17 protein-coding genes and 1 pseudogene are annotated in these 22414 nt (G+C 69.7%); 16 read left to right on the forward strand and 2 right to left on the reverse strand.

Annotated elements, in window-relative coordinates:
- Positions 1-94 precede the first annotated feature (94 nt).
- The 12 genes and pseudogenes from AB0I23_RS02105 to cimA all read left to right on the forward strand — a co-directional run bounded on the left by AB0I23_RS02105 (position 95) and on the right by cimA (position 12406).
- Positions 95-640 (forward strand): GNAT family N-acetyltransferase, encoded by a 546-nt coding sequence (locus AB0I23_RS02105; RefSeq protein WP_359106006.1) that lies wholly within the window; start codon positions 95-97, stop codon positions 638-640.
- A gap of 75 nt (positions 641-715) precedes the next feature.
- Positions 716-1030, forward strand: a pseudogene (locus tag AB0I23_RS02110) (LysR substrate-binding domain-containing protein); the annotation flags it as partial.
- Between the two features lie 185 nt (positions 1031-1215).
- On the forward strand, positions 1216-1344 hold the full coding sequence (locus tag AB0I23_RS02115; RefSeq protein WP_359106007.1) for a hypothetical protein: 129 nt from the start codon (positions 1216-1218) through the stop codon (positions 1342-1344).
- A gap of 327 nt (positions 1345-1671) precedes the next feature.
- A complete protein-coding gene (locus AB0I23_RS02120; protein ID WP_359106009.1) occupies positions 1672-2712 on the forward strand; it encodes a 3-isopropylmalate dehydrogenase in 1041 nt (346 codons plus the stop codon).
- 241 nt (positions 2713-2953) lie between these two features.
- Positions 2954-4042: a branched-chain amino acid aminotransferase gene (locus AB0I23_RS02125; RefSeq protein ID WP_359106011.1), complete on the forward strand. Its 1089-nt coding sequence runs from the start codon at positions 2954-2956 to the stop codon at positions 4040-4042.
- Between the two features lie 197 nt (positions 4043-4239).
- Positions 4240-4923, forward strand: a complete 684-nt coding sequence (ureA, locus tag AB0I23_RS02130) for an urease subunit gamma (RefSeq protein WP_359106013.1) — start codon at positions 4240-4242, stop codon at positions 4921-4923.
- Positions 4923-6605, forward strand: a complete 1683-nt coding sequence (locus AB0I23_RS02135; protein ID WP_359106015.1) for an urease subunit alpha — start codon at positions 4923-4925, stop codon at positions 6603-6605. Before ureA ends, AB0I23_RS02135 begins: the two co-directional genes overlap by 1 nt.
- A 203-nt stretch (positions 6606-6808) precedes the next feature.
- Positions 6809-7828 (forward strand): agmatine deiminase family protein, encoded by a 1020-nt coding sequence (locus tag AB0I23_RS02140; protein ID WP_359106017.1) that lies wholly within the window; start codon positions 6809-6811, stop codon positions 7826-7828.
- Positions 7829-7831: 3 nt separating this feature from the next.
- Positions 7832-8383, forward strand: coding sequence for a hypothetical protein (locus tag AB0I23_RS02145; RefSeq protein ID WP_359106019.1), 552 nt, complete (start codon positions 7832-7834; stop codon positions 8381-8383).
- Positions 8380-8979, forward strand: a complete 600-nt coding sequence (locus tag AB0I23_RS02150; protein WP_359106021.1) for a TetR/AcrR family transcriptional regulator — start codon at positions 8380-8382, stop codon at positions 8977-8979. The genes AB0I23_RS02145 and AB0I23_RS02150 overlap by 4 nt, the downstream gene beginning before the upstream one ends.
- A gap of 205 nt (positions 8980-9184) precedes the next feature.
- Positions 9185-10519: an MFS transporter gene (locus AB0I23_RS02155; protein WP_359106023.1), complete on the forward strand. Its 1335-nt coding sequence runs from the start codon at positions 9185-9187 to the stop codon at positions 10517-10519.
- Between the two features lie 279 nt (positions 10520-10798).
- Positions 10799-12406 (forward strand): citramalate synthase, encoded by a 1608-nt coding sequence (gene cimA, locus AB0I23_RS02160; protein WP_359106025.1) that lies wholly within the window; start codon positions 10799-10801, stop codon positions 12404-12406.
- A 257-nt stretch (positions 12407-12663) separates the two neighbouring features.
- Here cimA and AB0I23_RS02165 read toward each other — a convergent pair whose 3' ends face one another.
- Positions 12664-12837, reverse strand: a complete 174-nt coding sequence (locus AB0I23_RS02165) for a hypothetical protein (RefSeq protein WP_359106027.1) — start codon at positions 12835-12837, stop codon at positions 12664-12666.
- 504 nt (positions 12838-13341) lie between these two features.
- The gene (locus tag AB0I23_RS02170) at positions 13342-13959 is read right to left on the reverse strand and encodes a YceI family protein (protein ID WP_359106029.1); all 618 of its coding nucleotides are present in this window, start codon (positions 13957-13959) and stop codon (positions 13342-13344) included.
- A 225-nt stretch (positions 13960-14184) separates the two neighbouring features.
- Here AB0I23_RS02170 and AB0I23_RS02175 point away from each other — a divergent pair, with 225 nt between their 5' ends.
- The 4 genes from AB0I23_RS02175 (at position 14185) to AB0I23_RS02190 (ending at position 22312) form a co-directional block, all read left to right on the forward strand.
- A complete protein-coding gene (locus tag AB0I23_RS02175; RefSeq protein ID WP_359106030.1) occupies positions 14185-14709 on the forward strand; it encodes a hypothetical protein in 525 nt (174 codons plus the stop codon).
- A 384-nt stretch (positions 14710-15093) separates the two neighbouring features.
- Complete coding sequence (locus AB0I23_RS02180; protein WP_359106032.1) at positions 15094-15795, forward strand: hypothetical protein; 702 nt, start codon at positions 15094-15096, stop codon at positions 15793-15795.
- 161 nt (positions 15796-15956) lie between these two features.
- Positions 15957-19829 carry an endo-alpha-N-acetylgalactosaminidase family protein gene (locus AB0I23_RS02185; protein ID WP_359106033.1) on the forward strand — a complete coding sequence of 1291 codons (3873 nt, stop codon included), beginning with the start codon at positions 15957-15959 and terminating at the stop codon, positions 19827-19829.
- A 149-nt stretch (positions 19830-19978) separates the two neighbouring features.
- Positions 19979-22312 carry a polysaccharide lyase 8 family protein gene (locus AB0I23_RS02190; protein ID WP_436846863.1) on the forward strand — a complete coding sequence of 778 codons (2334 nt, stop codon included), beginning with the start codon at positions 19979-19981 and terminating at the stop codon, positions 22310-22312.
- The last annotated feature ends 102 nt before the right edge of the window (positions 22313-22414 follow it).

Below are 22414 nucleotides of genomic sequence, written 5' to 3' on the forward strand. Positions count from 1 at the left end.
AACTCTCTTCCGGCGCAGCACTCTTCGACAGGTGGCAGCTACTCGGATGCGTGCTGAGTACCTGGTGGCGCAGGTGCCTGAGAGGCTGGGGGACATGACTGAGCCGTTGTGGCACATCGCGCACACCTACGAGCTGACCCCGACCGCCCGCGACGGGATCCGCGCCTTCCTCGACACCGCTTTCGAGGGCGGCTTCAGCGACGACGACTGGGATCACACCCTGGGCGGCATCCACGCATACGCACGTGACAGCACCGGTCTCCTCGCCCACGGCAGCGTCGTCCAGCGGCGGGTGATCCACGCCCACCGCTCGTACCGCGTGGGCTATGTCGAGGGCGTGGCCGTCCGCGCCGACCGGCGCCGCGAGGGGCTCGGCGGCCGGGTGATGGCCGCGCTGGAACGCGTCGTCGACGGGGCGTACGCGTTCGGCGCGCTGTCCGCCTCCGACACCGGGGCCGCCCTGTACACGGCGCGTGGCTGGCAGGTGTGGCAGGGGCGGATCGGCGTGCAGGGGCTGAGCGGGGTGGAGCCGCTGCCGGACGAGGAGGGCAGTACGTACGTCAGGGCGGCGGCCGGCCGACCGCTGCCCTCCCCGTCCCGGAAGCTGATCTTCGACTGGCGCGACGGCGACGTGCTCTGATCCCTCCAGGGCTCCAGCGTCCCACGCCGTCCACACCGACGGATACAGCGGTCGGCCGACGCCTTCCCGGGACTGGCGCAGGAGTGGATCCCGCGGGCAACGATGGAGGCCGAGGACGACGGAGCGGTGCTTTCGATGGTGTCCCGTGGTCCCGGAATGGCGATCAAGCCGCAACTCTCCCTCGAAGGAGTAACCGACAATGTCGGGATCACCGATCCCGGACCGGAGCGGCCGACCCGCTCCGTCGGCCATGCCACCACCCCTGAGCAGGCACAGTCCCTTGCCGTCCGGGCTCTGATCCGGGAACTGCGGGCGGCGGACCGTAAACCCTCGTCTCAGATAGTAGGAAGTCCGAGTAATTGTGGAGACAGACCGGCCGAGCTGTCCTAGCTTTGTAGAAGCCGAACGATTCGCTAGATCCAGCGACTGGCGGTCGTGAGCGAGTGCCCCCCATGCAGGCAACCCCTGCGGCATTCGCTCCCCGCCCCTTCCGGCGCCTCGAAATCCCGATCTCGAAATCACGTTCACGTTTTTTCGATCTCGAAGTCCTCGCGATCTCAAGGAGTCGATCCACCATGGCCGAGACGACTGTCCGCCGCGTCCGACACACCCACCGCCCGACCCGGTCGGAGCGCCAGAATGCCGCCGCCGCCCTGCAGCGAGCCCTCGACCGAAGGGACAACGGCGGCTCCACCGGCCATTGAGCCCGGTCCGTCCGGCAGTGCTCGGCCGCGGCTGATCTTGAAGTGGTCACCGCGCGCGCCCGACTCGGCGAGCGCGGTGACCTTCAACCGGGCATGCCGTCCGGGTTGGACCCGGAAGACCGGCGAGCCGTCCACCTGGGTGGAGGGCGTGCGCGAGGTGAGCGCGGTGGGTGCGGGCCCGGTGCCCGGACCCGCGACGGCCGCGGTCGCCACGCGCGTGCGCCGACGTCATCCCATCGGTTGGGTGAACGGCACACGTACAGCTTCCGTATGTCCGTATGGTGGACGTGAAATGTCAGAAGGTGGGACGGAAGCTAGGGTGCCCACATGACGCGCAGCATCAATCTCGCAGTGGTCCCCGGTGACGGTATCGGCCAGGAGGTCGTGGCTCAGGGACTCAAGGTCCTCAACGCCGTTCTCCCGCAGGATGTGAAGCTGGAGACCAAGGAATTCGACTTCGGCGCCAAGCGCTACCACGCGACCGGTGAGACCCTCACCGACGCCGATGTCCAGGCGCTCAAGCAGCACGACGCGATCCTGCTCGGCGCGATCGGTGACCCCTCGGTCCCGTCCGGCGTCCTGGAGCGCGGCTTCCTGCTGAAGCTCCGTTTCCTCTTCGACCACCATGTGAACCTGCGGCCGTCGAAGCTCCTCCCGGGTGTCGCGACCCCGCTCAAGGGTCAGCCGGAGATCGACTTCGTCGTGGTCCGCGAGGGCACCGAGGGTCCGTACACCGGCAACGGCGGCTCGATCCGCACCGGTACCCCGCACGAGGTCGCCACCGAGGTCTCGGTCAACACCGCCTTCGGTGTCGAGCGTGTGGTCCGTGACGCCTTCGCCCGCGCCCAGGCCCGCCCGCGCAAGAAGCTGACGCTGGTCCACAAGAACAACGTGCTGATCCATGCCGGGCACCTGTGGACCAACATCTTCAACAAGGTCGCGGCCGAGTTCCCGGACGTCACCACCGACTACCTGCACGTGGACGCGGCGACGATCTTCCTCGTCACGCAGCCCGAGCGCTTCGACGTGATCGTCACCGACAACCTCTTCGGCGACATCATCACCGACCTCGCCGCGGCCGTCTCCGGCGGCATCGGCGTCGCGGCCTCGGGGAACATCAACCCGAGCGGCGAGTTCCCCTCGATGTTCGAGCCGGTCCACGGCTCCGCCCCGGACATCGCGGGACAGGGCAAGGCCGACCCCACGGCCGCGGTGCTCTCCGTCGCCCTCCTGCTGCGCCACCTCGGTTACGAGGCCGAGGCCGTGCGCATCGAGGAGGCCGTTTCCGCCGACCTCGCCGAACGCGGCGACACGCTCCGTACGACCTCGGACATCGGTGACGCGCTCGCGGTACGCGTAGCGAGCTGACCCGACGACTCCACTTCGAAGCCGCCGGGTCGCCACCGCACCCGGCGGCTTCTCCTGTGTGGTCCCGGGTGCCACCATCGAACCCTGGACCGCAATCGCGTCATTTCGTGCACGGGTCCCCGCGAGAGATAATCGAACGGGCCGTGGCTTGCGGTAAAGCTCGGACGCCCCAGCACCTGTCTGACAGGAGCCGGCGTGAGCGCGGTCCATCACACACAAAACCGGTGAAGGACACGCACTCATGACGACCCCCACGATCGAGCTCAAGCCCTCTTCGACCCCGCTGTCCGACGCGGAGCGCGAGGCGATCCTGGCCAACCCCGGATTCGGCCGCTACTTCACCGATCACATGGTGATCATCAAGTGGACCGAAGGCCGCGGCTGGCACGATGGTCAGCTCGTTCCCTACGGCCCGCTGTCGATCGACCCCGCCACCAACGTCCTCCACTACGCGCAGGAGATCTTCGAGGGGCTCAAGGCCTACCGTCAGCCCGACGGCTCGGTGGCTACCTTCCGCCCCGAGGCGAACGCCAAGCGCTTCCAGCGTTCCGCGCACCGGCTCGCCATGCCGGAGCTCCCGGTCGAGACGTTCATCGAGGCGTGCGACGCTCTGGTCCAGCAGGACAAGGCATGGGTTCCGGCCCACGGCGGCGAGGAGTCGCTCTACCTGCGCCCGTTCATGATCGCGTCCGAGGTCGGCCTCGGTGTGAGGCCCGCCAACGAGTACCTCTTCATCGTCATCGCCTCGCCCGCCGGCGCGTACTTCCCCGGTGGCGTCAAGCCGGTCTCGATCTGGCTCTCCGAGGACCGCGTCCGCGCCGTCCCCGGCGGCGTGGGCGACGCCAAGACCGGCGGCAACTACGCGGCGTCCCTCCTCGCCCAGGCCGAGGCGTCCGCGAAGGGCTGCGACCAGGTCGCCTATCTCGACGCAGTGGAGCACAAGTGGGTCGAGGAACTCGGCGGCATGAACCTGTACTTCGTGTACGGGAACAAGATCATCACCCCGGCCCTGACCGGCTCCCTGCTCGCCGGCGTCACCCGTGACTCGCTGCTCCAGGTCGCCCGCGACCTCGGCTACGAGTCCGAGGAGGGCCGCGTCTCCATCGACCAGTGGCGCGCCGACACCGAGAACGGCACCCTCACCGAGGTCTTCGCCTGCGGCACCGCCGCCGTCATCACCCCGGTCGGCATCGTCAAGTCCGCGGGCGGCGAGTGGACCCAGAGCGAGGGCGAGCCCGGCAAGGTCACGCTGAAGCTGCGCGAGCGCCTGCTGGACATCCAGCGCGGCGTCGCGCAGGACACGCACGGCTGGATGCACCCGCTCGGCTGAGCCACGGTCCCGTACAGCGACGTCCCGTACCGCGACGCCCGCCCCGGCAGCAGCCGGGGCGGGCGTCGTCGTCGGAAGCCCCTGACGTTCGACAGTTTGAGTGCCGCTCTATGTGAGCCTGAGTAAGGGCCTCCGTCAATGGTTCCCAGATGGGAACATCTTGATTAGAGTGATGTTCAAATTGGAGGTGTACTGACGTGCGACTTACCCCTACCGAGCGAGATCGGCTCCTGCTCTTCGGTGCCGCCGAACTGGCACGGGCGCGCCGGGCGCGTGGACTGAGGCTCAATGTCCCCGAGGCGACCGCGCTCATAGCGGACACCGTCTGCGAGGCGGCCCGGGACGGAAAGCGGCTTGCCGAAGCGATCGAGGCGGCGCGCGGCGTGCTGGGGCCCGACGACGTCCTGCCCGGTGTGGCGGATGTGGTCACCGAGGTGCATGTGGAGGCCGTCTTCGACGACGGATCCCGGCTCGCGGTCGTCTCGAAGCCCATCGGGGGAGGGCTCGGCGACGCCGCACCCGGCGCCGTACTGCCCGCACCGCCGCACGCCGAGCCCGAGCCGGCGCTGCGGCTGACCGTGCACAACACCGCGACCGTCCCGGTCAGCGTCACCTCGCACTTCCACTTCTTCGAGGCCAACCCGCGCCTTGACTTCGACCGGGCCGCGGCGTACGGAATGCGGCTGTGCGTCCCCGCCGGATCCTCGGTCCGCTTCGACCCGGGCGGCGAGACCGAGGTCGGCCTGCTGCCGATCGGCGGCGCCCGGATCGCGATCGGCTTCGCCGGCCTGGTCGACGGACCGCTGGACGCGCCCGGCGCGAAGGAAGAGGCCCTGCGGCGCGCGACGGCCTGCGGCTATCTGGGAGCGGAGGACGCCTGATGGACCCCATCGACTACGCATCGGTCCACGGACCGCGCGCCGGAGACCGGGTCGTTCTCGGCGACTCCGGCCTGGTGGTGCGCGTCGAGTCCGATGCGCAGGCGCACGGCGACGAGTTTCTGGCCGGCTTCGGCAAGACCGCGCGCGACGGGCTGCACCTCAAGGCCGCGGCCGTACGCGACACCTGCGACGTCGTCATCAGCAACGTGCTGGTCATCGACGCTGTTCAAGGCATCCGCAAGGTCTCCATCGGCATCCGCGAAGGCCGGATCCACTCCATCGGGCGGGCCGGCAACCCGGACACGCTCGACGGCGTGGACGTCGTCGTCGGCACGGGCACCACGATCGTGTCCGGCGAGGGCTTGATCGCGACGGCCGGTGCCGTGGACACCCACGTCCATCTGCTCTCGCCGCGCATCATGGAGGCCTCGCTCGCCTCCGGCGTCACCACCGTCATCGGCCAGGAGTTCGGCCCGGTGTGGGGCGTCGGCGTCAACTCGCCGTGGGCGTTGCGCCACGCCTTCAACGCCTTCGACGCCTGGCCGGTCAACATCGGCTTCCTGGCCCGCGGCTCGTCCTCCGACGACGCGCCCCTGGTGGAGGCGCTCGCCGAGGGCGGTGCATCCGGCTTCAAGGTGCACGAGGACATGGGCGCGCACACCCGTGCGCTCGACACCGCCCTGCGCGTCGCCGAGGAACACGACGTGCAGGTCGCCCTGCACAGTGACGGGCTGAACGAGTGTCTGTCCGTCGAGGACACCCTGCGTGTCCTGGACGGCCGGACGATCCACGCCTTCCACATCGAGGGCTGCGGCGGTGGACACGTACCGAACGTTCTGAAGATGGCGGGTGTGCCGAACGTCATCGGCTCGTCCACCAATCCGACCCTGCCGTTCGGCCGGGACGCGGTGGCCGAGCACTACGGGATGATCGTCTCGGTACACGACCTCAAGACCGACCTGCCCGGGGACGCCGCCATGGCGCGGGACCGGATCAGGGCCGGGACGATGGGCGCCGAGGACGTGCTGCACGACCTCGGCGCGATCGGCATCACCTCGTCGGACGCGCAGGGGATGGGGCGCGCGGGTGAGACCGTGCGCCGCACCTTCGCCATGGCCGGGAAGATGAAGGCCGAGCTGGGCCCGATGGAGGGCGACGGCGCGCACGACGACAACGCCCGGGTGCTGCGCTACATGGCGAAGCTGACGATCAACCCGGCCATCGCGCACGGTCTCGCGCACGAGATCGGTTCGATCGAGGTGGGCAAGCTCGCCGACATCGTGCTGTGGAAGCCGCAGTACTTCGGGGCGAAGCCGCAGATGGTACTGAAGGCGGGCTTCCCGGCGTGGGGCGTGACGGGCGACCCCAACGCGGCCACCGACACCTGTGAACCGCTGGTCCTGGGACCGCTGTTCGGAGGGCACGGCGCGACCCCCGCCGATATCTCGGTGGCCTTCGTGGCGAAGGCCGCGGCCGAGCTGGGCTCCGACCTGATGCCGACGCGACGGCGCAGGGTGGCCGTGCGCGGCACCCGCGGGATCGGCCCGGCGGATCTCCGGCTCAACTCCCGCATCGGGGATGTGGCGGTGGACGGGCGCAGTGGGCTGGTCACGCTGGACGGTGCCCCGATGCGTTCGGAACCCGCCGAATCGGTGTCCCTCAACCGCCTCTATTTCCTGTAAGACCGACCGGCAAATGGAGGGCGGCGTCGCGGGGTCCGGCACGCACATCTGCGGCGTTGTCGTCAGTCAACAACGCTCCGCGTTGCCTCCCTCCTCCGCCTTGCAGCTGCACGCACCAGACCCCGCTCCTTCTCCCACCCTCCATTTGCCGGTCGGTCTAAGAACACAGCCTTCCAGCACACAGCCTTGAGGAGTCCAACGACATGACCTTCCGTATGCCGCCCGAGTGGGCCCCGCACGAGCGCACCTGGATGGCGTGGCCGGGCCCCAACGTCACGTTCACCGGTGACGACCTTGCCGAGTCCCGCGAGGCGTGGGCCTCGGTGGCCCGGGCCGTACGCCGTTTCGAGCCGGTGACCATGGTCGTCGGGCCGGGCCAGTCGGAGAGCGCCCGTGCCCTCCTCGGCCCGGACATCGACCTGGTCGAGCGCGAGCTGGACGACGCCTGGATGCGCGACATCGGTCCGACCTTCGTCACGGACGGCACCCAATTGGCTGCCGTGGACTGGGTGTTCAACGGCTGGGGCGCACAGGACTGGGCGACCTGGGAACACGACGCGAAGATCGCCCGCCATGTCGCGGATCTCGCGGGGGTCCCCGTGCACAGCTCGTCTCTCGTCAACGAGGGCGGCGGCATCCACGTGGACGGCGAAGGCACCGTCCTCCTCACCGAGACCGTCCAGCTCGGTTCCGAGCGCAACCCGGGCTGGACCAAGGAGGAGGTCGAGGCCGAGATCCACGCCAAGATCGGCACCACGAAGGCGATCTGGCTGAAGCGCGGCCTGACCGGTGACTACCCGCCCCACGGCTTCGGCACGCTCGGCCATGTCGACATCGTCGCCGCGTTCGCCGGCCCCGGAGTCGTCGTCGTCCACACCCAGCCGGACCCGTCCCACCCCGACCACGAGCTCTGCAAGGAGAACGTGGCCATGCTCAGGGCCCAGACCGACGCTCAGGGGCGTCCCCTGGAGGTCATCGAGGTCCCTGCCCCGACCGTGGTGCAGGGCGAGGACGGTCACTGGGTCGACTACTCGTACATCAACCACTATGTCTGCAACGGTGGCGTGGTGCTGTGTGGCTTCGACGACCCCCGTGACGAGATCGCGGCAGGCATTTTCCGCCGCCTCCACCCCGAACGGACCGTGACCCTGGTCGACGCCCGTACGATCTTTGCCGGTGGTGGAGGCATCCACTGCATCACACAGCAGCAACCTGAGGTCTGATCCATGCCGAGCACCTTCCAGCACGCCGGACAGGTTTATGCGATCGAGCGCTTCTACTCGGTGCCGGACGACGCGTGGTACCTGGAGCTCGCCGGGACGGACCCTCCCGGCCGCACCTTCCTCACCGCGATCGTCCCGGACGAGGACCCGGACCGCACACCCACGGTCTGCTTCGACGAGCAGACCGGGCACCGGGACATTCCGTACGCTGTCATGACCTGGTTCATGGAAGAGACGGCCGAAGAGGTGCGCAGCAGCCGGGGCTGGATGGAGATCGCGCCCGAACTTCTGGGCATGACCAGGCAGTTGCGTCTGCTCCTGCCTGGTCTGACGGCCGAGGACGAGCAGTATCTCCCGCTGCTGGCGATCCTCGCGGAGGTGCTTACCGACGACGATCTCGGCACGGTGCTGTCCGCGGCCTACGACATGGACCCGCGGACGGTCCGGAGCGACGCGGCCGCTGTCGGCACGGACCGCACACCGCCGCCGGGTGCCGTCGCCGAGCTGCGGGCGCTGCTCGCGGCGGACGATTGGACCGGGGGAGCCGCCCGATGACCCCCGCCCCGCGCCGCCGCAGCACCGCCCCGCCCCGCGAGGAGGTGCTGGCCGCCGCCATGGCCACCATCGCCGAGCGTGGGCTCGACGGGCTCACCATGGCCGGGCTCGGCCGTGACGTCTCCATGAGCAGCGGTCATCTCCTCTACTACTTCCGCACCAAGGACGAGCTGCTCCTGCAGACCCTGGAGTGGAGCGAGGGCCGGCTCGGCGCCGAGCGGCGGGAGTTGCTGGCCCGGCAGACACCCGTCCGCGAGCGGCTCGACGCGTACGTCGATCTGTACATCCCCGACGGCCACCGCGACCCGCACTGGACGCTCTGGCTGGAGGTCTGGAACCGCTCGCAGAACGCTGACGCCGACGCGCGCGCCCGGCAGGTCGCGATCGAGGGGGCCTGGCACCGGGACCTCGTGGCGCTGCTGGCGGAGGGCGTATCGCGCGGGGAGTTCCGGGCCGTGGACGCGGATCGGTTCGCGACCCGGCTGCGCGCCCTGCTCGACGGGTTCAGCATCCATGTGGCGATCGGCCTGCCGGGCACCGACCGCGGCGGGATCCTCACTCACGTACGGGAGTTCCTGGACGAGGGGCTCGGCTGAGACCACCGATCGCCACCCCGGCGACAGCCGGTTCCGCATCGGCGCGAGCCCGGCCGGCCGCACGCCGCCGCCGATCGGGCGCGGCGGACTGCCCGTGCCGAAGCCTCCGTTCCCCCGGCCGTGGACGAAACGCACGTAAGTACGCGCGATCGTCGCCCTGTGCACTGTTGTTACGTTCCCGGCCGGTGCGGCACGGTGACGGACCATGGGACGAGAGCAATGGAAGAAAATCTGGGTCGGCTCCGCCGGCAACATGGTCGAGTGGTTCGACTGGTTCGTGTACGCGACCTTCGCGGTCTACTTCGCGGACTCGTTCTTCCCCGAAGGCAATGAGACCGCCAATCTCATGAACACCATGGGCATCTTCGCCGTCGGCTTCTTCATGCGGCCGGTCGGCGGCTGGCTGCTCGGCCGGATCGGCGACCGCGCAGGACGCAAGGCCGCGCTGACGCTCACCGTCACCCTGATGTCGGCCTCGGCGATCCTCATCGCCGTCGCGCCGACGTACGCCGTGGCGGGCTACGGCGGCGTCGCCGTCCTGCTCGTGGCCCGGCTGCTCCAGGGCCTCTCCGTCGGCGGCGAGTACGCCGCCAGCGCCACCTATCTCACCGAGGCGTCCGCACCCCACCGGCGTGGCTTCGCCTCCAGCTTCCAGTACGTGTCCATGACCGCCGGGCAGCTCGTCGGCCTCGGTCTCCAGATCGTCCTGCAGCGCACCATGTCCGACGCGGCCCTGCACAGTTGGGGCTGGCGCATCCCGTTCATCGTCGGGGCGCTCGGCGCGGCCGTCGTTTTCTATCTGCGCCGCTCCATGCTGGAGACCGAGGTGTACGCGGAGTCGGGCGCCGCCGACCAGGAGGACCGCGGCACGCTCAAGGCGCTGTGGCAGCACAAGCGCGAGGCGTTCCTGGTGATGGCGCTGACCATGGGCGGGACCGTCGCGTACTACACGTACACGACCTACCTCACCAAGTTCCTCTCGAAGAGCGCGGGCATGGAGAAGTCCACGGCCTCGCTCGTCAGCTTCTGCGCCCTGTTCGTCTTCATGTGCGTCCAGCCGCTCGCGGGCATGCTGTCCGACCGGATCGGCCGCCGCCCGCTGCTGATCACGTTCGCGGTCGGCTCGACCTTCCTGACCGTGCCGATCATGACCATGCTGAAGCACGCGGGCACCTTCTGGCCCGCGTTCGGGCTGGCGCTGCTCGCCCTGGTCGTGGTCACGGGCTACACCTCGATCAACGCGTGCGTGAAGGCCGAGCTCTTCCCGACCGGCATCCGCGCGCTGGGCGTCGCCGTCCCGTACGCCCTCGCCAACGCCCTCTTCGGCGGCACCGCCGAATACGTGGCGCTCTGGTTCAAGAAGGCCGGCATGGAGTCCGGGTTCTACTGGTACGTGGCGGGCTGCGCCGCGGTCTCCCTGGTCGTCTACCTGACGATGCGCGAGACCCGCGACATCGACCTGGGCCGGGTCGGCACGGTGGCTCCCCAGGACGGGCGGACGGAGCCGGCCGGAGCGACGAGCGTCACGCCCGCATCCTGAGACGGCCGACGGCACGGGGGCGCGTTGTGCGAGACTGCCTCCGTGTCCTCGTTCGTCATGATTATTGGCAGCAGGCGCGCCGGTCCGCAGTGACCGCCCCGTACCACTACCCACGGAGCGGCCACCGTGCCCCAGACCCGCGCGCAGACCTCTCGCACCCGCGAGGGGTTTTTTCGTTTTCCGGCCCTCACCTCGGCCGGGGCGATGCGCGCGCGGGATGATGGGGGCAAGTGGAGCCCAATCGTCCGGATCCACTCATCCGACAGGAGTCAGACCAGCATGACCACCAAGGCCGAGCCCACCGACGACAGCTTCCATGTCTTCGACACCACACTGCGCGACGGTGCACAGCGTGAAGGCATCAACCTGACGGTCGCGGACAAGCTGACCATTGCCCGGCACCTGGACGACTTCGGCGTGGGCTTCATCGAGGGCGGCTGGCCCGGCGCCAACCCCCGCGACACGGAGTTCTTCGCCCGGGCCCAGCAGGAGATCGAGTTCAAGAACGCCGAGCTGGTCGCCTTCGGCGCGACCCGCAGGGCCGGAGCCAAGGCGTCGGAGGACCCCCAGGTCAAGGCGCTGCTGGAGTCCGGGGCCCCGGTGATCACACTGGTCGCCAAGTCGCACGACCGGCATGTGGAACTCGCCCTGCGCACCACCCTCGAAGAGAACCTGGAGATGGTCCGCGACACCGTCTCCCACCTGCGCGAACAGGGCCGCCGGGTCTTCGTCGACTGCGAGCACTTCTTCGACGGCTACCGCGCCAACCCGGAGTACGCCAAGGAGGTCGTCCGGGCCGCCCACGGGGCCGGCGCCGACGTCGTCATCCTCTGCGACACCAACGGCGGGATGCTCCCCGCCCAGGTCCAGGCCGTCGTCTCCACCGTCCTCGTGGACACCGGCGCCCGGCTCGGCATCCACGCCCAGGACGACACCGGCTGCGCCGTCGCCAACACCCTGGCCGCCGTCGACGCCGGCGCCACACACGTCCAGTGCACCGCCAACGGGTACGGCGAGCGGGTCGGCAACGCCAACCTCTTCCCCGTCGTCGCCGCCCTGGAACTCAAGTACGGCAAGAGCGTTCTCCCCGAGGGCGCACTCGCCGAGATGACCCGTATCTCGCACGCCATCGCCGAGGTCGTCAACCTCACACCCTCCACCCACCAGCCCTATGTGGGTGTTTCCGCCTTCGCCCACAAGGCCGGACTGCACGCCTCCGCCATCAAGGTCGACCCGGACCTCTACCAGCACATCGATCCGGCGCTCGTCGGCAACACCATGCGGATGCTCGTCTCCGACATGGCGGGCCGCGCCTCCATCGAGCTCAAGGGCAAGGAGCTCGGCATCGACCTCGGGGGCAACCGCGAGCTCGTCGGCCGGGTCGTGGAGCGGGTCAAGGAGCGCGAGCTCAAGGGCTACACCTACGAAGCCGCGGACGCCTCCTTCGAGCTGCTGCTGCGGGCCGAGGCCGAGGGCCGGGTACGCCGCTACTTCCGTACGGAGTCCTGGCGAGCGATCGTCGAGGACCGGCCCGACGGCACGCACGCCAACGAGGCGACCGTGAAGCTCTGGGCGAAGGGCGAGCGGATCGTCGCCACCGCCGAGGGCAACGGCCCGGTCAACGCCCTCGACCGGGCGCTGCGCGTCGGCCTGGAGCGGATCTACCCGCAGCTCGCCAAGCTGGAACTGGTCGACTACAAGGTCCGCATCCTGGAGGGCCGCACGGGCACCGAGTCCACCACCCGCGTGCTGATCACCACGGGCGACGGCACCGGCGACTGGGCGACCGTCGGCGTCGCGGAGAACGTCATCGCCGCGTCCTGGCAGGCGCTGGAGGACGCGTACACCTACGGTCTGCTGCGGGCCGGGGTCGAGCCCACGGAGTAGCCCCGGGCCCGGGGCGGGGCCCACTGCTGGGGAGGGTTCGGTGGAGGTGGCGATTTCGGCGGTGGCGGCGACTTCGGTGGCGGCGGCTTCTGAGAGTCGTTGCTGTCGGCCGTCTCCGTCGGCCACTTCCCAGCTGAGAGGGCGCCCGCACAGCCGCTTTGCCGCGGTTGCGGGCGCCCTCGAATTGCCTGGATCAGCGGCCTGCCCAAGCCCGGCGTACGGGGGTCAGGGGCAGCGCATCCGCGGGGGAGCTGTTGCTACAGGCTCTGGTCGATCTGCATCTCGCGGACCTTGTCGTCACGGTGCGTCTTGTCGTTCTTGATGGTGTACGTCGTCGCCGGACCGGTGCCGGTGACCTTGGTGATCTCGCCCTGGCACTTCTTGTTCTCTTCGTTCCGGTACTCCACGCGCTGACCCTCGTTGTGCTGCATCGACTTCTCCACTTCTCGGTGTTGACCGGCAGGGGCCGCCCCGGCTGTTCAGCGCGGGCTGCCCCCGTCCGACGCCCGCTTCTCGTCGCGGTGCGCTATGCCAGACCACACCGTGGCCGTGCAGTCGGCGACTCCAGAGAGCCCAATGGGGTCAACTTCCGGGCGAATCCCGTGTCGTCGCCCGTGTCCCCTTGCGAGAGAGGCGGCGGAGGGACGGGCGGGAGGTGGCGGCTTCGGCGGCGGCTTCGAGGTGAACTCGGCGGCATCGCCTGCGGGTCGATCGCGTAGCGCGTGACCCGTACGAGCTCGGCACAGTCGACAGCGACGGTGTCGTACGACGCCCGGGTTTCGCGCAGACGGGTCGGCTCGGTCACGTCGCAGACCCGTAGTACTTCCCGCACCGGACGGCGTCGGGACCGCGGCGAAGGAAATGCCGAGCGCCCGCCTTCCTCTCCGGCGGGGGAATGGAAGGCGGGCGCTCTCGGGGCGGAGAGCTTCCGGGGATCAGGCCTGCGGGGCGGCCTTGATCGCGGAGATGTCGAAGTTCAGCTTCACCTTGTCGCTGACCATCACGCCGCCGGTCTCCAGCGCCGCGTTCCAGGTCAGGCCCCAGTCGGAGCGGAGGATGTCGGCGCTGCCCTCGAAGCCGACGCGTTCGTTGCCGTAGACGTCGGTGGCGGAGCCGTTGAACTCCAGGTCGATGGCGAGCGGACGCGTGACGTCCTTGATGGTGAGGTCGCCGGTGATCCGGTACTTGTCGCCGCCGAGCTGCTCGGCCTGCGTGGAGCGGAACGTCATGACGGGGAACTTCTCGGCGTCGAAGAAGTCGCCGCTGACCAGGTGGCCGTCACGGTCGGCAATGCCGGTGTCGACACTGGCGATCTTGACGTCGATGGAGGCGGCCGAGTTCTTCGGGTCCGCGCCGTCCAGCGTCAGGCTGCCCTCGTGCTCACCGAAGGAGCCGCGGACGTTGGTCACCATGGCGTGACGCACGGTGAAGCCGATGCTGCTGTGGGCCGGGTCGATCGCGTACTCGCCGGTGAGAGCGGCCAGGGCCGGGTCCACGGCGACGGTGGCGGGGGCGGACGGGGTGGCGGTGGACTTGCGGTTGAACAGAGCCATGGCTCCTCCTCGGGGGACGTGATCGAGCGGCAGTCGAAGTGGATGTTTAACCTTCAATGAGATTTGACTGTAGACGCATCTTGTTCAAAGTTCAACATCAAGGAACCGATCTTTTTCCGGAAGGGCGACGTTCACCTCGCGGTCACGCGAGGCCCTCTGGCGGACGCGCGTAGAACTCGGGCATTATCTGCTGACCTAGTTGTCATGAGCAGGAGGAGTCCCCCCATGGTGTCCCGTATGACCCTGCGTCCCGTCCTGACCGCCCTCGCCCTCGTCCTCGGCGCCCTCTTCGCCCCCGGAGTCGGCGCCCTCGGCAGCGGCGCCACCGAGGCGCACGCCGTCACCAAGCTCACGCACGCGCAGGCGACGTCGATGTTCCGCGCGTCCGGCATCACCTGGTCGTCCTCGGGTGGCTGCTCCGACCGGAACAACCCCACGTGCACCTCGTTCGAGCAGTTGAACCAGGCCACCGCCCAGGGCGCCCAGACTCTCAAGAGCGCCACGGGCTGCGCACTGAACATCACCGGCGGCACCGAGACGGGCCACGCCAGCGGTACGTACTCACACTGGAACGGCTACAAGCTCGACTTCGGCAAGTCCACCTGCCTCACCAACTACGTCCACAACGCCTTCACCTACATAGGGCTCCGGGGCGACGGTGCTCCCCAGTACAAGTCGGGTTCCGGCAACATCTACGCGGACGAGGGCAACCACTGGGACGTGACGTACTACAACTGCGGCGGCTGCTGACTTCCGCGCCGCGGGCGTCAGTTCGTGCGGGTGCCCCGTTCGCCGGACGGGGCACCCGCACGGGTGCGCGATCGCGTCGGCAACGAGCCGACGGTGAACACTGCTTGGTCCGGGTAATGAGCCGGGTGCCGCTCCCTGGGAAGATGCCTCGCCGCCGGAGACCGCGCGGCTGCCGGTGCGCGAAGTAGCGGTCGCTCCTCGACCCGAGGCAGGTGCCGACATGAGACTCACCCGTGCGGCGCTGGCCGTGGCCGCAGGCGCCCAGGCCCCGGCCCTGTTGCTCTCCACCCCGTCCATCGCCGCCGCAGCGGCCTCCCCGCCCTCCACCTGGAGCCGGCCGACGGCGTCCTGCGCGTCGAGGTCCACGACAGCGGCGACGGGGAGGTGCGCCTCGCCGATGCGGGCACGACGCCCGACGCGGAGGTGGGCGCGGGCTGCTGCCGGTGGCGGCGCTCGCCGACAGATGGACCGGCCGGCGACATCACGCATCCGCTCACGGTGCTCCAGGACTGCGGTCTCGTACGCCGTGAAGTGGACGCCTTCCGTAAGAACCGCAGCGTGTACCGCATCGGTGAACCGTTGATCGCGTTCGACCACGTCGTCTCCCGGACCAAGCTCGCCCTGTTCGACCGGGGACTTGCGGAGCAGGTATGGGAAGGCTCCCGCGCCCGGTTCCTGTCGGCGGTGGTCGGTCCGCATTTCGAACAGATCTGCCGGGAGTGGGTGGCGCACTTCGCGGCCCCGGAGACGTCCGGCGGCATGCCGATCGACGTCTCGTACGGGACGGTCGCTGACCCCCCGGCCCGCACCGGCCACGAAGTCGATGTGGTCGTGCGCGGGGCCGTCGGACAGGACAACGGGGTGCTGCTCTCCCTGGGGGAGGCCAAGTGGGACCAGATCATGGGAGAGAGACATCTGGAGCGACTGCGGCACATCAAGGAACTGCTCACCGGCCGCGGAATCGACACCTCTGCCGTACGGCTCTCCTGTTACAGCGGGGCGGGCTTCACCGACGACCTGTGGAATGCGCAGGCCAGAGGCGAGGTCGTCCTCGTGGATCTGCGGCGGCTGTATGCGGCGGAATGACTGCGCGGAGCGCACCCGAAGGCCGGGCGGCGCATGAAGTGGCGTCAACCGGCATACACACACCGTGCACTTGGACTTACGCATCGGGGTTGTTGGACTGGAGCGCCCCGAGGGGCCGCACGTCGTTGACGCTGTCCGGTCACGGGGACTACTCAGAGCACATGTCACGAAGATTCACTTCGGCGGGCGCTGTCGCCGCCGCCTCAGCCGCCGTCCTGGCGCTGGTGGGGACCGCGCTCCCCGCCACCGCCGCCGCTCCCTCTCCCGCCGCAGTCGAGTCGGCCGTGCCCGCGGACGCCACCGTCATCCGGTCGGCGCAGCTCTCGGTCGCCGTCGCCGACGACTTCCCACGCGTCCTGGCGTACTCCGACCGGGCCAGTGGCGAGCAGCTGCTCGGCAGCACGCAGCCCGTCACCGCCGTGACCCTCAACGGCACCGCGCACCCCGTGAAGCTCAAGGGCGCCCCCGAAGTCACCGGTTCGACCGCCCGCTACACGCTGACCTTCTCCGACCTGCCCGGCATCGAGATCGACGCCTCGCTCTCCGTCTCCGGACGCGCCACCACCTTCAAGGTGACGGCCGTCCGCGACACCGAGGCGTTCCGCGTCGGCACCATCGACATACCCGGCCACGACCTGGTGTCCGTGGGCTCCACGGACACCGGCGGTGCCACCGCCTTCACCCGGCTGGACAACGACTCGACGAAGACCGCCGACGTCTTCGCCCCGGTCACCACGGACACCGCCGCCGACAAGGCACCGGTCGGCGCCTCGTACGCCGTCGTCAACACCGGCTCCCTCGCTGCGGCCGTCGAGTCCAACTCCTCGTACGACAAGCCCTCAGGCGCCACCGGCGGCGACGACGCCCGCTTCTGGCACCAGGCCCGCAAGGCCGACGACGGCAGCGTCCGGGTCGGCGTCTGGTCCGGGCAGTGGACCTACCGGGGCGAGGGCGCACCGCAGCCGGAGAGCGGGGACGACCTCCCCTGGGCGAAGGTCGTCGTCACCCCCGACGCCAACGGTGACAAGAAGGTCGACTGGCAGGACGGCGCCATCGCGTTCCGGACCATCGGCATCAAGGCCCCCGGCAGCGAGGACACCCCCGACCGGGTCATCACCCACATTCCGTTCAACTTCGCCAGCCAGGCCACCCACCCCTTCCTGCGCACCCTCGACGACGTCAAGCGGATCTCGCTGTCGACCGACGGGCTCGGCCAGCGCGCCCTGCTCAAGGGGTACGCCTCCGAGGGGCACGACTCCGCCCACCCCGACTACGGCGGCAACTACAACAAGCGCGCCGGCGGGCTGAAGGACCTCAACGAGCTCCTCAAGGACGGCAAGAAGTGGGGCGCCACCTTTGGCGTCCACGTCAACGCCACCGAGGCGTACCCGGATGCCAAGGCATTCGACGAACAGCTCGTCGACAAGACCAGGCCGGGCTGGAACTGGCTCGGCCAGAGCTACTACATCGACCAGCGCCGCGACATCAACAGCGGCGACCTGGCCAAGCGTTTCCAGCAACTGCGCGACGAGACCGACCGCAACCTGAGCTTCCTCTACATCGACGTCTACTACACCCACGGCTGGATCGCCGACAAGACCCTCCAGACCTTGCAGAAGCAGGGCTGGAACGTCGGCAGCGAATGGTCCGACAAGTTCGAGCGCGGCACGCTCTGGTCGCACTGGGCCAACGACCTCGACTACGGCGGCGCCACCAACAAGGGCCTCAACTCGAAGATCATCCGCTTCATCCGCAACGGCGAACGGGACACCTGGAACAACGATCCGGTCCTCGGCCAGACTGCCATCGACGAGTTCGAGGGCTGGACCAACGAGAACGACTGGAGCGCCTTCTACGACAACATCTGGCAGCGCGACCTGCCCGCGAAGTACCTCCAGCAGCAGCAGATCACCCGCTGGGACGGCAACGACATCACCTTCACCGGCGGCGTCCGCGGCACGGTCGAGGACAACAAGCGGACCTTCTACGACCACGGCCGCAAGGTGCTGAGCGGCACCGACTACCTGCTGCCGTGGGACGGCGGGAAGAAGCTCTACCACTACAGCAAGTCCGGTGGTACGACCAGCTGGGCCGTGCCGTCCAGCGGGACGTACACCGTCTACAAGCTCACCGACAACGGCCGGGTCAGGACCGGCACGGTCAAGCCCGTCGACGGGAGGATCACGCTGACGGCCGAGGCCGGTCAGCCGTACGTCCTCTACCCGGACCACGCGCCGACGGCCGCCGACCCCGAGTGGGGCGAGGGCACCCCGGTCGACGACCCGGGCTTCAACGACAACGGGCTGACCGCCTGGACGAAGACCGGAACCGCCGCCCGTGACACCGACGGCCGGGGCCGCAACAGCGCCGAGCTCTCCGGCGCCGGCACGGCGGCACTCTCGCAGCGCATCGACGGCCTCACGCCCGGCAAGCGCTACACCGCGTCCGCGCTCATCGAGGTCCAGCCCGGAAAGACCCGGCACACGACGCTCTCGATCGGTGGCAGGTCCGTCGCGGTGGACCGCTCCACCGCCGAGGACTACGTCGCCGCGTCGGACTGGCACGGCACGTACTTCCAGCGTGCCAAGGTGAACTTCACCGCCCCCTCGAACGGCCGCGCCACGTTCCGTATCGAAGCGGCCGAGGGCAGCACGGCGAGCGTCCGCGCCGATGACGTACGCATCGTCGCCAACGCCCCGGCCACCGCTGAGAACACCGTCGTGTACGAGGACTTCGAGGACGTCGACCAGGGCTGGGGCCCCTTCCTCAAGGGCGACGCCGGCGGCTCCACCGATCCTCGGACCGTCATCTCGCAGCTGCACACCCCGTACACCCAGGCCGGCTGGAACGGGAAGCTCGTCGACGACGTGATCGGCGGCAGCGAGTCCCTCAAGGCGCACGAGGAGAACGGCGGGCTCGTCTACCGGACCGCGCCCTGGACCGTACCGATGGCCGACGGCCACCGCTACAAGGTGGAGTACGACTACCAGTCCAGCCACGCCGGTGCCTACGAGTGGGTCGACGGCTACGACCGGATCACGGCCGACGGCACCCCCGACTCGGTCGAGACCCGAACCACCGCGATCGGTCAGCAGCGCACCACGGGACACTTCTCCGAGACCGTCACGGCGGGCTGCGGTGACACCTGGACCGGGCTGCGCAAGCGCGACGACGCACCCGACGGCGCCGACTTCGTCCTCGACTCGTTCAGCGTCACCGACCTCGGCCCCGCCCCGGCCGGCGAGCAGGCCGCCTGCGGCACGCTCAGCGTCGACGCGGCCGCGGAGACCCTGGAGCCGGGCACGGCCAACACCGTCAAGGTCGGCTTCACCAACTACGAGGCCACCGCGGTGACCGGTGTCACGCTGAGCCTGACCGTCCCCGAGGGCTGGAAGGCGGAGCCCGCCGGCGCCATCACCTTCGACTCGGTCGCGGCGGGCGCCAAGGCCACCGCCGACTGGCGGGTCACTCCGCCGGTGGACGCCAAGTACCAGACGTACAACCTGAGTTCCGAGGTGTCCTACACGGTCGGCGGCGCGAAGCGAACCCTTGGCGCGCAGACGTCCGTACGGACGCTGCCGCCGCCGCCCACCACGGACAGCTGGGCCAGCGACCTGGACTGGACCACCGCCAGCAACGGCTGGGGACCGGTCGAGCGTGATCTCTCCAACGGTGAGCAGGGCAGCGGCGACGGCACCCCGCTGAAGATCGGCGGCACTGCCTACGCCAAGGGTCTCGGCAGCCACGCCCCGGCGAGGATCCGCTACTACCTGGGCGGCAGGTGCACCTCCTTCACCGCCGAGGTGGGCGTGGACGACGTGCAGACCTCACGCGGCAGTGTGCAGTTCGGTGTCACGGCCGACGGCACGGAGAAGGTGAAGTCACCGGTGCTGAAGGCGGCCGACACCGCCTGGTCGCTCACGGCGGACGTCACCGGTGCGAAGTACGTCGAGCTGGTCGTCGGGGACGGCGGCGACGGCAACGGCAACGACCACGCGGACTGGGGCAACGCACGGTTCCACTGCGGGAGCTGACCGGGCGACCGGTGAGCACTGAGCAAGAGGCGGTGAGGGGGCGGGGCCGGTCTCGGTCCCGCCTCCCTTCCCGTTCCCACGGGTGCCTGCTAAACCGGTGGGCGCTCGGTCCACACCACTGAGGTTCCGGAGGTCTTGTTGTGTCACTCCTGCCCGCCTGGTCACGCCGTGCCTTTCTGGCCACCAGTACTGCCACCGCATTCGGCCTGGCCCTCCCCGGACAGGCCCACGCCGCCGACGCAGCCGCCGACGAGTTCGACACCCTCCGGCTGCGCTGGGTCGATCTCGCGCTCGGCACCGGATACGACGCCGCCGCCGAGCCCTATGCCTCGCGGCTCGCCGAGACCGGTGGACTCGCCGCGGGGTTCCGCGCCACCATGGCCCCCGCCGGGGCCTCCCTCTGGGCCGACCGGCCCTTCGACCCGCCGTCCGGCATCACCGCGAGCTACAGCCACCTGTGGACGATGACCCAGGCGTACGCCCAGCAGGGCACCGGCCATACCGGTGACACCGCGCTCCTCGCCGACATCGTCCGAGGGCTCGACCACCTTGCAGCGACGATCTACAACCCCGCCACCACCCGGTACGGCAACTGGTGGGAATGGCAGATCGGCAGCCCACGCCTCCTCATGGACATCGTCGCCGTCCTCCACGACCACCTCACCGAGGAGCAGCGGCAGGCCGCCTGCGCAGCCGTGGACCACTTCATCCCCGACGCCATGCTCGGCGACTACAGTGGCACGTCCACCGGCGCCAACCGCGTCGACCTCTGCCGTTCCGTCACCCTGCGCGGCATCCTCGGGCGCGCCCCCGCGAAGACCGCCCTGGCCCGCGACGCCCTCTCGCCCGTCTTCCCGTACGTGACGAAGGGGGACGGCCTCTACGCCGACGGGTCGTTCGTCCAGCACACCTGGGTCGCCTACTCGGGAACGTACGGGCAGGTCATGCTCGACGGCCTCGGCCGGCTCTTCGCACTGCTCGCCGGGTCCAGCTGGGCCGTCACCGACCCCAACCGGCAGATCATCCTCGACAGTGTCGAGCACGCCTACGCGCCGCTCATCCACGACGGCCTGATGATGGACAGCGTCAACGGCCGTGCCATCAGCCGAGGGCTGCTCAGGAGCGACGAGCGCAAGGTCATGCGGAGCGACCATTTTCACGGGCAGGGTCTGATCGCCGCCATCGCGCTCCTCGCCGGTGGAGCCTCCTCCGGCGAGCGCGACCGGTGGAACGCCCTGGTGAAGGGGTGGATCGAACGGGACACCGTCACCCCGATCCTCACCGCTCCGCAGTTCGGCGTCGCCGATCTGTCCCGCCTGGCGGCCGTCGCCGCCGACGCCGTCCCCGCCGCCCCCGAACCCGTCGGCCACACGCTCTTCACCGCCATGGACCGGGCCGTGCACCGCCGCCCGGGCTGGGTCGCCAACCTCTCCATGGCATCGGAGCGGATCAGCTCGTACGAGTGCGGGAACGGGGAGAACCCGCGCGGCTGGCACACCGGGGCCGGGATGCTCTACTGGTGGCAGGGGCGTTCGGGAGGCGACCAGTACACCGACTGGTTCTGGCCGACCGTCGACTGGTACCGCCTGCCCGGCACCACCGTTTCGACCAAGCGACTCGCCGACCGCGCGGGCGGCGAATGGGGCGAACCCCGGCCCGCCGTGCAGTGGGTCGGCGGCACGCACGACGGCGAGTTCGCCGCCGTCGGACAGCACGTCAAGGGCCTGGGATCCACTCTGCAGGCCCGCAAGTCCTGGTTCTGCGCCGCCGATGCGGTCATCTGCCTCGGCGCGGGCATCAGCGCCGCCGACGGGGTCCCGGTCGAGACGATCGTCGACAACCGGAACCTCGGCCCGGACCCCTCAGCAGCGTTCACCATCGACGGCGGCGACCGTCCGCGCTGGGCACACCTCGACGGACACGGCGGCTGGGTGCTGCCCGGCGGCGCCGCCCTGCGGACGCTGCGGGAGGCCAGGACCGGAGCCTGGTCCGACATCAACACCACCAGCTCCACCGAGCGGCGGACCCGCCACTGGCAGACCCTCTGGCTCGACCACGGCACCGACCCCACCGACGCCACGTACCTCTATCTGCTGATGCCGGGCGCCTCCCGCCGCACGCTCGCCGCCCGCGCGGCGGACCGGCAGTGGCTGACCGTCCTGGCCAACACCGCGGACCAGCAGGGCGTCGCCGTCCGTTCGCTGGGGCTGACCGCCGTCAACTTCTGGCAGCCGGGCACGGCGGGCCCGCTCTCCGTCACGGCCCCGGCGAGCGTGCTCGTACGGGAGGGGCGTCACTCGACGACGGTGTGTCTGAGCGGGCCCGACCGGACCGGGACGCCCGTGGACGTGGTGTGGGAGCGTCCGGTGCGCGAGGTCGTCTCAGCCGACCCGGGGATCGAGGTGCGAGCCACCGGCCGCCGCCTGGTCCTGCGGTTCGCACCGGGTACGGCAGGCGCTAGCCTGCGCTGTGAGGCACGGTAGGGGTCTTTCTTTCGGATCAGCCCCTGGGCAGCGGCTCCGGAGCGCCGCTCCTGCGTGCGGTACGCACAAACGGCCTACATGCCCGGAGTGACGGACTTGTGC

The sequence above is a fragment of the Streptomyces atratus genome (assembly GCF_040655115.1).
In the GTDB taxonomy this organism is placed as follows: Bacteria; Actinomycetota; Actinomycetes; order Streptomycetales; family Streptomycetaceae; genus Streptomyces; species Streptomyces atratus_D.

What these genes read in the sequence shown, in the direction of transcription:
- AB0I23_RS02175 (WP_359106030.1), top strand. Translation starts at nt 14,185, where the DNA reads ATGGTGTCCCGTATGACCCTGCGTCCCGTCCTGACCGCCCTCGCCCTC.
- AB0I23_RS02115 (WP_359106007.1), top strand. Translation starts at nt 1,216, where the DNA reads ATGGCCGAGACGACTGTCCGCCGCGTCCGACACACCCACCGCCCGACC.
- AB0I23_RS02135 (WP_359106015.1), top strand. Translation starts at nt 4,923, where the DNA reads ATGGACCCCATCGACTACGCATCGGTCCACGGACCGCGCGCCGGAGAC.
- AB0I23_RS02140 (WP_359106017.1), top strand. Translation starts at nt 6,809, where the DNA reads ATGACCTTCCGTATGCCGCCCGAGTGGGCCCCGCACGAGCGCACCTGG.
- AB0I23_RS02105 (WP_359106006.1), top strand. Translation starts at nt 95, where the DNA reads ATGACTGAGCCGTTGTGGCACATCGCGCACACCTACGAGCTGACCCCG.
- AB0I23_RS02155 (WP_359106023.1), top strand. Translation starts at nt 9,185, where the DNA reads ATGGGACGAGAGCAATGGAAGAAAATCTGGGTCGGCTCCGCCGGCAAC.
- AB0I23_RS02125 (WP_359106011.1), top strand. Translation starts at nt 2,954, where the DNA reads ATGACGACCCCCACGATCGAGCTCAAGCCCTCTTCGACCCCGCTGTCC.
- AB0I23_RS02185 (WP_359106033.1), top strand. Translation starts at nt 15,957, where the DNA reads ATGTCACGAAGATTCACTTCGGCGGGCGCTGTCGCCGCCGCCTCAGCC.
- AB0I23_RS02150 (WP_359106021.1), top strand. Translation starts at nt 8,380, where the DNA reads ATGACCCCCGCCCCGCGCCGCCGCAGCACCGCCCCGCCCCGCGAGGAG.
- AB0I23_RS02165 (WP_359106027.1), bottom strand. Translation starts at nt 12,837, where the DNA reads ATGCAGCACAACGAGGGTCAGCGCGTGGAGTACCGGAACGAAGAGAAC.
- AB0I23_RS02170 (WP_359106029.1), bottom strand. Translation starts at nt 13,959, where the DNA reads ATGGCTCTGTTCAACCGCAAGTCCACCGCCACCCCGTCCGCCCCCGCC.
- AB0I23_RS02120 (WP_359106009.1), top strand. Translation starts at nt 1,672, where the DNA reads ATGACGCGCAGCATCAATCTCGCAGTGGTCCCCGGTGACGGTATCGGC.
- cimA (WP_359106025.1), top strand. Translation starts at nt 10,799, where the DNA reads ATGACCACCAAGGCCGAGCCCACCGACGACAGCTTCCATGTCTTCGAC.
- AB0I23_RS02145 (WP_359106019.1), top strand. Translation starts at nt 7,832, where the DNA reads ATGCCGAGCACCTTCCAGCACGCCGGACAGGTTTATGCGATCGAGCGC.